General features: G+C 40.0%; 7 protein-coding genes (1 of these 7 cut by a window edge). All 7 read left to right on the forward strand.

The window, feature by feature from the left end; genetic code table 11:
- On the forward strand, positions 1-1350 hold the full coding sequence (gene dnaA / locus GRQ40_RS00005) for a chromosomal replication initiator protein DnaA (RefSeq protein WP_044745145.1): 1350 nt from the start codon (positions 1-3) through the stop codon (positions 1348-1350).
- A gap of 172 nt (positions 1351-1522) precedes the next feature.
- The gene (dnaN, locus tag GRQ40_RS00010; protein ID WP_044745144.1) at positions 1523-2659 is read left to right on the forward strand and encodes a DNA polymerase III subunit beta; all 1137 of its coding nucleotides are present in this window, start codon (positions 1523-1525) and stop codon (positions 2657-2659) included.
- 112 nt (positions 2660-2771) lie between these two features.
- A complete protein-coding gene (yaaA, locus tag GRQ40_RS00015) occupies positions 2772-2993 on the forward strand; it encodes a S4 domain-containing protein YaaA (RefSeq protein ID WP_044745199.1) in 222 nt (73 codons plus the stop codon).
- Between the two features lie 11 nt (positions 2994-3004).
- A complete protein-coding gene (recF, locus tag GRQ40_RS00020) occupies positions 3005-4135 on the forward strand; it encodes a DNA replication/repair protein RecF (protein WP_159719150.1) in 1131 nt (376 codons plus the stop codon).
- 32 nt (positions 4136-4167) lie between these two features.
- Positions 4168-6090, forward strand: a complete 1923-nt coding sequence (gene gyrB / locus GRQ40_RS00025; protein ID WP_044745142.1) for a DNA topoisomerase (ATP-hydrolyzing) subunit B — start codon at positions 4168-4170, stop codon at positions 6088-6090.
- 240 nt (positions 6091-6330) lie between these two features.
- A complete protein-coding gene (gyrA, locus tag GRQ40_RS00030) occupies positions 6331-8802 on the forward strand; it encodes a DNA gyrase subunit A (RefSeq protein ID WP_080862671.1) in 2472 nt (823 codons plus the stop codon).
- Positions 8803-8900: 98 nt separating this feature from the next.
- On the forward strand, positions 8901-10000 hold the 5' portion of the coding sequence (locus GRQ40_RS00035) for an HD-GYP domain-containing protein (RefSeq protein WP_066150835.1). It continues 13 nt past the right edge of the window; the window shows 1100 of its 1113 coding nt (coding positions 1-1100); it begins with the start codon at positions 8901-8903; its stop codon lies beyond the right edge, outside the window.

Below are 10000 nucleotides of genomic sequence, written 5' to 3' on the forward strand. Positions count from 1 at the left end.
GTGGAAAATATTGATGATTTATGGAATAAGGCGCTTGCGGAGATCGAAAAAAAAATCAGTAAACCCAGCTTTGAAACCTGGCTGAAATCAACGAAAGCTCACTCCCTAAAAGGTGATACACTCGTCATTGTAGCCCCAAATGAATTTGCAAGAGATTGGCTGGATTCCCGCTATGCTCATTTAATCGGCGAAACCATTTATGATATCACTGGAGAAGAGCTAACTATTAAATTTATCATTCCTCACAACTCGAACGAGGAAGATATCGATCTTAAACAGGTGACGAAAAAGCAACGTAAATTGGATGATGAGCAGGTAGATTTTCCGCAAAACATGCTAAATCCAAAATATACATTTGATACGTTCGTCATCGGATCCGGAAATCGTTTTGCCCATGCCGCTTCCTTAGCAGTAGCAGAAGCGCCAGCAAAAGCATATAACCCTCTTTTCATATATGGAGGAGTCGGCTTGGGAAAAACCCATCTCATGCATGCGATCGGCCATTATGTGATTGAACATAATCCATCAGCCAAAGTCGTTTATTTATCTTCTGAAAAATTTACTAATGAATTTATTAATGCAATTCGTGACAATAAAGCCGATGACTTTCGCAACAAATATCGAAATGTTGATGTCCTATTAATTGATGATATTCAGTTTTTAGCTGGAAAAGAACAAACACAAGAAGAATTTTTCCATACATTCAACACGCTTCATGAAGAAAGTAAACAAATCGTCATTTCTAGCGATCGGCCGCCAAAGGAAATCCCAACTCTTGAAGACCGCCTGCGTTCACGATTTGAATGGGGACTTATAACCGATATAACTCCTCCAGATTTAGAAACGAGAATTGCTATTCTTCGCAAAAAAGCAAAGGCAGAAGGCTTCGATATTCCGAATGAGGTTATGCTTTACATCGCTAATCAAATTGATTCCAACATTCGTGAACTTGAGGGAGCTCTCATCCGAGTTGTGGCATATTCATCGCTTATTAATAAAGAAATTAACGCGGATCTTGCTGCAGAAGCACTAAAGGATATCATCCCAAGCTCCAAACCGAAGGTCATCACCATTCAAGATATTCAACGCGTAGTCGGGCAGCATTTCAATCTCAAGCTGGAAGATTTCAAGGCGAAAAAACGAACAAAATCGGTTGCTTTTCCGAGGCAAATCGCTATGTACCTATCTCGGGAGCTGACGGACTGTTCTTTGCCAAAAATCGGTGAAGAATTTGGAGGACGCGACCATACAACTGTGATCCATGCTCATGAGAAGATTTCAACTTTGCTGCAAACGGATGTGCAGCTGCAGAAACAAATAAAAGAAATTCAAGAAAAATTGAAACATTGATAGATAGTGTGAATAATATAAAAAGTTGTGCACAGTCTATCCACATGTGGATGACTGTGTTTCCTTTGCGATTTTTCGGCTTATCCACATGTTAACAGCTACTATTACTACTATTACTTATTTTTTATATAAAATAAATTTACTTTTATTCTAGTTTAGGAGGGTGCGATTCGTGCGACTTACCATTCAAAAAGATCACTTAGTTCGTAGCGTTCAAGATGTCATGAAAGCTGTTTCTTCACGCACAACGATCCCGATTCTTTCTGGTATTAAAATGGTAGCAACTGTTCAAGAAGTCACACTGACTGGAAGCGATTCAGATATATCCATTGAATCATCTATTCCAGCTGAAGAAGAAGGAACCATTATTGCAGAAGTCCTGCAACCAGGCAGTATTGTATTGCCGGCTCGTTTTTTTGCCGAAATCGTTAAAAAACTTCCAGAAGACAACGTCGAAATAGAAGTTCAAAATCAATTTGTTACAATCATCCGTTCAGGAAAAGCGGAGTTTAGCTTAAACGGCTTAGATGCAGAAGAGTATCCAAGACTTCCACAAATTAAAGAAGAGAATGTGTTCAAACTTCCAACGGATTTACTAAAAACCATGATTCGTCAAACGGTTTTTGCGGTTTCTACTTCAGAAACACGACCGATCTTAACAGGTGTAAACTGGAAGGTAGAGAATGGAGAACTGATCTGTATTGCAACAGATAGTCATCGCCTTGCTTTACGGAAAGCAAAAATCGAAATGGATGCAAGTCTAGGCTATAACGTGGTTATCCCTGGGAAGAGCTTAAACGAATTAAGTAAAATTCTTGATGACAGTAATGAAAATGTAGAAATTGTCATTACAGAAAATCAGGTTTTATTTAAAACGAAACACCTTTTATTTTTCTCGCGATTGCTTGATGGAAACTATCCTGATACGTCCCGCTTAATTCCGGCAGATAGCCAAACAGACGTAATTGTGAATGCGAAGGAGTTTTTCCAAGCGATTGACCGCGCTTCTTTGCTTGCTAGAGAAGGAAGAAACAATGTGGTTAAATTGACAACATTACAGGATGGCATTGTAGAAATTTCATCGATATCCCCAGAAATCGGGAAAGTTACTGAGGAGATCCAGAGCGAATCTGTCGAAGGGGAAGAGCTAAAAATTTCTTTCAGTGCTAAATACATGATGGATGCTCTTAAAGCACTGGAGGGAGCTGAAATCAAGATCAGCTTTACCGGAGCCATGCGTCCATTTGTTCTTCGTCCACTACACAGCGATTCCATGCTCCAGCTGATCTTACCAGTCAGAACGTACTAATGTATAATAAAGCTGCTAGAACTACTCCGACTCTCTAGCAGCTTTATTTGCTATTGATCAATTTTTTAGTAAAATGAAGTGATGGACATTTTTTTGAAGAGCGGTGAAAATGATGAAACAAACGATAGAGATCACAACGGAAACGATTACTCTTGGCCAATTTTTAAAGCTTGTGCAAGCGATTGATACAGGCGGTATGGCAAAATGGTTTTTACAAACAAAAGAAGTATATGTCAACGGCGATAGAGAAAATCGTCGCGGACGAAAACTGAAGCATGGGGATGTTGTCGATATTCGCGATTTCGGAACTTTTATGGTAAAAGGTTTGGAGTAGGTGAAGAATCTTTGTTTTTAACACATCTATCGTTAAAAAATTACCGGAATTATATCAGCCAGGAGCTGTCGTTTACGAATAAAGTCAACGTGATTTTGGGAGAAAACGCGCAAGGAAAGACGAATTTGATGGAAGCTATTTATGTTTTAGCGATGGCTAAATCTCATCGGACATCAAATGATAAAGAATTGATTCGTTGGGATGAGGAATATGCTAAAATAGAAGGGAAGGCCGTTAAAAAAAATGGGCCGTCAACTTTGCAGCTTGTGATTTCAAAAAAAGGGAAAAAAGCAAAAATAAGTCATATTGAACAAAAAAAATTAAGTCAATATATCGGACACATTAATGTGGTTTTATTTGCTCCTGAAGATTTGCATTTAGTCAAGGGCGGGCCGCAAGTAAGACGACGTTTTATTGATATGGAAATGGGGCAGATTTCCCCTGTTTATATGCATGATTTAAGCCGCTACCAAAAGATATTGCAGCAGCGGAATCATTATTTGAAGCTGTTGCAAACGAAGCAGCATCATGATGAAGCTGTTTTAGATGTATTAACAGAACAGCTGATAGAGATTGCCGCGAAAATTACATTAAAGAGATATGAATTTTCCCAGCTGCTGCAAAAATGGGCTGAGCCCATTCATCACGAAATCAGCCGAGGATTGGAAAAGCTGCAAATCCAATATCATCCTTCTGTTCAGGTATCAGAAGAGCTGGAATTGTCGAGAATAATAGAAGCATATACTGAAAAATTTGTTAAAATAAAGGAGAAGGAAATTCAGCGAGGTACAACACTTGCTGGTCCTCACCGTGACGATTTGTCATTTGATGTCAATGGAAGAGATGTACAGACATTTGGTTCACAGGGACAGCAAAGAACAGCAGCTTTATCGATCAAATTGGCCGAAATTGAACTGATCTTTTCTGAAACAGGCGATTATCCCATTCTTTTATTAGACGATGTACTTTCGGAACTGGACGATTTTCGGCAAACACATCTGCTTAACACCATCCGCCAGAAAGTTCAAACCTTTGTTACTACAACAAGTATTGACGGAATTAAACATGATGTCATAAAGGAAGCAGCGATCTATCAAGTGAGTTCCGGTCATATTTGTTCCCCGGACACCGGGGATGTTTGATCGTTTTTCAAAGGAAAGCGTAGGTGATTAACATGACAATGGAACAAAAAATCGAACATATGTATGATGAACGGCAAATTCAGGTATTGGAAGGCCTTGAAGCTGTACGGAAACGGCCAGGCATGTATATAGGATCAACGGGTCCCAAAGGCTTACATCATTTAGTTTGGGAAATTGTTGACAATAGTATTGATGAAGCATTGGCTGGGTATTGTACAGAAATCTCTGTAACAATCGAAAAAGATAACAGTATTACCGTGGTTGACAATGGTCGTGGTATTCCAGTCGGCATTCAAGAACAAATGGGTCGACCGGCTGTTGAAGTCATTATGACGGTGCTCCATGCCGGCGGAAAATTTGGTAGCGGCGGATATAAAGTATCTGGAGGGCTTCATGGAGTTGGTGCTTCTGTTGTAAATGCCCTGTCACAAGAATTAGAAGTATTTGTTTATCGTGAAGGAAAAATTCATTATCAAAAATATGAACGCGGGATTCCTTGTGCGGATTTACAAGTTATTGGCGAAACGGATCGGACAGGCACTACTACTCGGTTTAAACCAGATCCTGAGATTTTTACCGAAACGACAGAATATGATTACGAGACGCTGGCCACTCGATTACGGGAATTAGCCTTTTTAAATCGAGGGATTAAAATTAGTCTTGAAGATAAACGAGACGAAAACCGAAAGAACGAATACTATTATGAAGGCGGAATTAAATCATACGTTCAACACTTAAACCGAACAAGAGAAGTGCTTCATGATGAGCCTATTTATATCGATGGGGAACGAGATGGAATTTCCGTTGAGATCGCCTTGCAATACAATGACAGCTACAGCAGCAATATTTATTCGTTCGCTAATAACATTCATACACATGAAGGCGGAACACACGAATCGGGTTTTAAAACAGCATTAACCCGTATTATTAATGATTATGCACGCAAACACCACATTTTTAAGGACAATGATGCTAACTTAACCGGGGAAGATGTGCGGGAAGGGCTCACGGCGATTGTTTCTGTGAAGCATCCTGCGCCGCAATTTGAAGGGCAAACAAAGACGAAACTTGGAAATAGCGATGCAAGAACAGTAACAGATGCCATCTTCTCAGAGCAGTTTGAAACCTTTTTGCTAGAGAATCCAACTGTTGCTAAGAAGATCATCGAAAAAGGAATGATGGCGGCGCGTGCCCGTTTAGCGGCAAAAAAAGCGCGCGAGCTAACGCGGAGAAAAAGTGCGCTTGAAATATCCAATTTGCCAGGGAAACTGGCAGATTGTTCTTCAAAGGATCCTTCTATTAGCGAATTGTATGTAGTAGAGGGAGACTCAGCGGGCGGATCTGCGAAACAGGGACGAGATCGCCATTTTCAAGCGATTTTACCGTTGCGCGGAAAAATTATCAATGTTGAAAAAGCCCGTCTAGATAAAATTTTATCGAACAATGAAGTGCGAACAATTATAACAGCGTTAGGAACAGGAATTGGTGAAGATTTCGATATTACAAAAGCAAGATATCATAAGATCATCATCATGACGGATGCCGATGTCGATGGAGCGCATATTCGGACGCTGCTGCTAACGTTTTTTTACCGTTATATGCGGGAAATTATTGAAAAGGGATACGTTTATATTGCTCAACCGCCTCTTTACAAAATTCAGCAAGGCAAGCGGGTGGAATATGCCTACAATGATCGTCAACTAGAGCAAGTCTTGTCCGAACTGCCAGAAACTCCAAAACCGACCATTCAACGGTATAAAGGTCTTGGTGAAATGAATCCTGAGCAGCTATGGGAAACAACCATGAATCCTGAAACGCGGACGCTGCTTCAAGTAAGCCTTCAAGATGCGATTGAAGCTGACGAGATATTTGAGGTTTTAATGGGAGACAAGGTTGAGCCAAGAAGACAATTTATTGAGGAAAACGCAAAGTATGTCAAAAATCTAGATATTTAAGATGGATGTTTGAGAATCGATTTCTATATCTACGGAACATCGGTTTTGATGGTTTTTGTCATTGATATGCATAAAGAAGCAATGCCCAGATCTATCCAATGTCGGCAAGAACACCTTGCCGACGTGGATGAAAAGAAAAGTGTTGGCTTCGTATAGGTTAATCCTTCATTATGTATTGGAGAGTGTTCAAATGCCACCCTCCCCATCTGGAAAATGAGTTTATAAGGGAGGTACGTAAACATGTCAGAAAATCGTAATCCTCGAATTCGCGAAGTGAATATCAGCCAAGAAATGAGATCGTCATTTCTTGATTATGCTATGAGTGTTATTGTTTCAAGGGCTTTGCCAGATGTTCGGGATGGATTAAAGCCAGTCCATCGTCGTATTTTATATGCGATGCATGATTTAGGGATGACAGCGGACAAACCTTATAAAAAATCAGCACGGATTGTTGGTGAAGTGATCGGGAAATATCATCCGCACGGTGACGCAGCTGTTTACGACACGATGGTGCGGATGGCTCAGGATTTTAACTATCGCTATATGCTGGTGGATGGACATGGTAACTTCGGTTCTATTGACGGCGATGCAGCCGCAGCCATGCGTTATACAGAAGCAAGAATGTCTAAGATATCGATGGAGCTGTTGCGGGATATCAATAAGGACACCATTGATTACCAAGATAACTATGATGGATCGGAAAAGGAACCGGCGGTGTTACCATCGAGATTTCCTAATTTGCTAGTCAATGGATCTTCAGGAATTGCAGTCGGAATGGCGACAAATATTCCTCCCCACCAGCTGGGAGAAGTAATTGATGCGCTTTTAGCCTTAAGTCAAGATCCGGAAATGACCGTTGCTGAATTAATGGAATTTATACCGGGACCTGATTTTCCTACTGCAGGACAAATTATTGGGCGCAGCGGAATCAGGAAAGCATATGAAACAGGAAGAGGCTCAATTACCTTAAGAGCGAAAGTGGAAATTGAGCAAAAAGCAAATGGGAAAGAAACGATCATTGTTCAGGAGCTTCCTTATCAGGTGAATAAAGCCAAGCTGATCGAGCGGATTGCTGAACTTGTACGCGAGAAAAAAATCGATGGAATCACCGATTTGCGTGATGAATCGGATCGCAGCGGCATGCGAATCGTAATAGAGGTTCGAAAAGACGCTAATGCCAAGGTGATTTTAAACAACTTGTATAAACAAACAGCACTGCAAACAAGCTTTGGAATCAATATGCTTGCGCTCGTGAATGGAGAGCCAAAAGTTTTAAACCTAAAAGAGTGTCTGATGCATTATTTAGATCATCAAAAGATCGTCATTCGCCGCCGGACAGCTTATGAGCTGAAAAAGGCGGAAGCGAGAGCTCATATTCTTGAAGGGCTGCGCATCGCTTTGGATCATTTGGATGAAGTGATCCATTTAATTCGGCACTCACAAACGACAGAAATCGCTAAACAAGGTTTGATGCAAAAATTTTCACTTACCGAAAGACAAGCGCAAGCCATTTTAGATATGCGCCTGCAACGATTAACAGGGTTAGAGAGAGAAAAGATTGAACAAGAATACCAAGAGTTGGTTCAGTTGATTGCCCAACTTAAAGAGATTTTAGCGGATGAAGAAAAAGTGTTGCAAATTATTCGTGATGAGCTCACAGAAATAAAAGAGCGATTTAATGATAAACGGAGAACCGAGATTGTAAGCGGAGGCATTGAAGAATTTGATGATGAGGATCTGATTCCTTGTGAAAATATTGTCGTGACGCTCACGCATAAAGGCTATATTAAACGCCTTCCTTTATCTACCTACAAAAGTCAAAAGCGTGGCGGCCGAGGAATTCAGGGAATGAACACAAGCGAAGACGATTTTGTGGAGCACCTTTTGATCACGTCAACCCACCACACCATTCTATTTTTTACAAATAAAGGGAAAGTATATCGTTCGAAAGGATACGAAATTCCTGAATTTGGACGAACAGCTAAAGGAATACCAATTATTAATTTATTAGAAATCGATAAAGATGAATGGGTCAATACAATTATTACGATCGACCAATTTGACGATAATTCCTTTTTGTTCTTTACAACAAAAGAAGGAATTGCTAAACGCTCTCCGCTATCTTCGTTCGCCAATATCCGCAATAATGGCTTGATTGCCGTTAGCTTGCGTGAAGGAGATGAGCTTATTTCTGTAAAATTGACAGATGGTTCTAAACACGTGATCGTTGGAACGAAACATGGTATGCTCATCCGCTTCCCTGAAACAGAGGTGCGAACAATGGGAAGAAATGCAACGGGGGTTAAGGCAATCACGTTAGAAGGTGGCGATGAAGTAGTCGGAATGGAGATTCTAGAGGAAGATCATGATGTGCTTGTAGTAACGAAAAACGGGTACGGAAAACGCACAGGGGCTTCAGAATATCGAGTGCAAAGTCGTGGCGGAAAAGGGTTAAAAACATGCAATATTTCTGAAAAAAATGGCACAGTTGTAGCTGTAAAGACTGTAACAGGCGAAGAAGATCTTATGTTGATCACCACCAATGGCGTTTTGATCCGGATTGCTGTCAGCGATATTTCGAGAATGGGACGGAATACGCAAGGAGTTAAATTGATCCGGCTATCAGGTGATAATGAACACGAATATGTTGCCACAGTTGCAAAAGTACCAAAAGAAGAAGAAAAGGAAGCTGAGGATAGACAGGAAGACTAATGGATTAACATTGCTGATTCGAGGAACAGAGCCCGCATCCTCGAGTCAGCTTTTTATAATACACGGGGAATTGTGTCTTGTTAGACTGGGGGAATAAAATGATTCGTGTCAAAATTAATCAGTTACAAGAAGGATGTATTCTAGCAGCCGATGTAATTGGAAAAACAAAGAAAACAATTATTCCTAAGAACACTGTATTAACTCCGTTGCTTTTAAATGTGTTGGAAAAATTTTTGATTGAAGATGTTTATGTAGAGCCGGTATTAGCAAATGGCCAACCCTTTAGGCCTCTAGAAATTATCGAGGTAAAAAAGGAAAGCGATGAGCAAAATAATGAAAGTACGGAAGATATTATGGCTCTTTATTTAAAAGCAGTACAACGATACAAAAAAGCATTTCAATCTTGGCAGTCAGGTTCTCCTATTGATGTTGGAGAAATTCGTTCAATTATTATTCCTTTGCTTGACCGTTTTATCGATAATCGAACAGAACTGCTTACCCTATATCGTTATACAACGAAAGAAGATTATTTATACCATCATGCGGTCTGTATCGGGTTATTGTCAGGGTTTTTAGGGAAGCATCTGAATTATGGAAAAGGAGCATGTTATCAAATTGCTCTAGCAGGGATTCTTTGTGATTGTGGTATGGCTAAAATTAATGAAAAAATTATTATGAAAAAATCCGCTCTTACGGCTGAAGAGTATAAAGAGGTAAAGGAACATACCATTTTAGGATATAAGATGGTTCAGAAAATCCCTGTTTTACAGGAAGGAGTAAAATTAGCTGTTTTACAGCATCATGAAAGAAATGATGGAAGCGGATATCCGTTTGGGATCAATGACAAGCAAATTCATCCATATAGTAAGATTGTTTCCGTAGCGGATGTATATCATGCCATGGTTTCTGAGCGTCTTTATCGGAAAAAAGAATCACCGTTTAAAGCGCTTGAACAAATTCAAGTAGATAACTTTGGGAAACTAAGCATGGAAGTCATACAAATCTTATTGAATCATTTAACAATGTTTTCGGTCGGCACAAAGGTGAAGTTATCCAATGGCGAAATGGCGGAAATTGTGTTTGTTCAAAGAGAAGAACCGACGCGGCCTATTGTTAAAACAGTTGATGGAAATGAGTTTATTTCATTAAGCGAACAACGTCATCTTTTTATCGAAGAGGTCATTTATTCGTCTGAGAT

This window comes from Anoxybacillus sp. PDR2 (assembly GCF_009834045.1).
In the GTDB taxonomy this organism is placed as follows: domain Bacteria; phylum Bacillota; class Bacilli; order Bacillales; family Anoxybacillaceae; genus Anoxybacteroides; species Anoxybacteroides rupiense.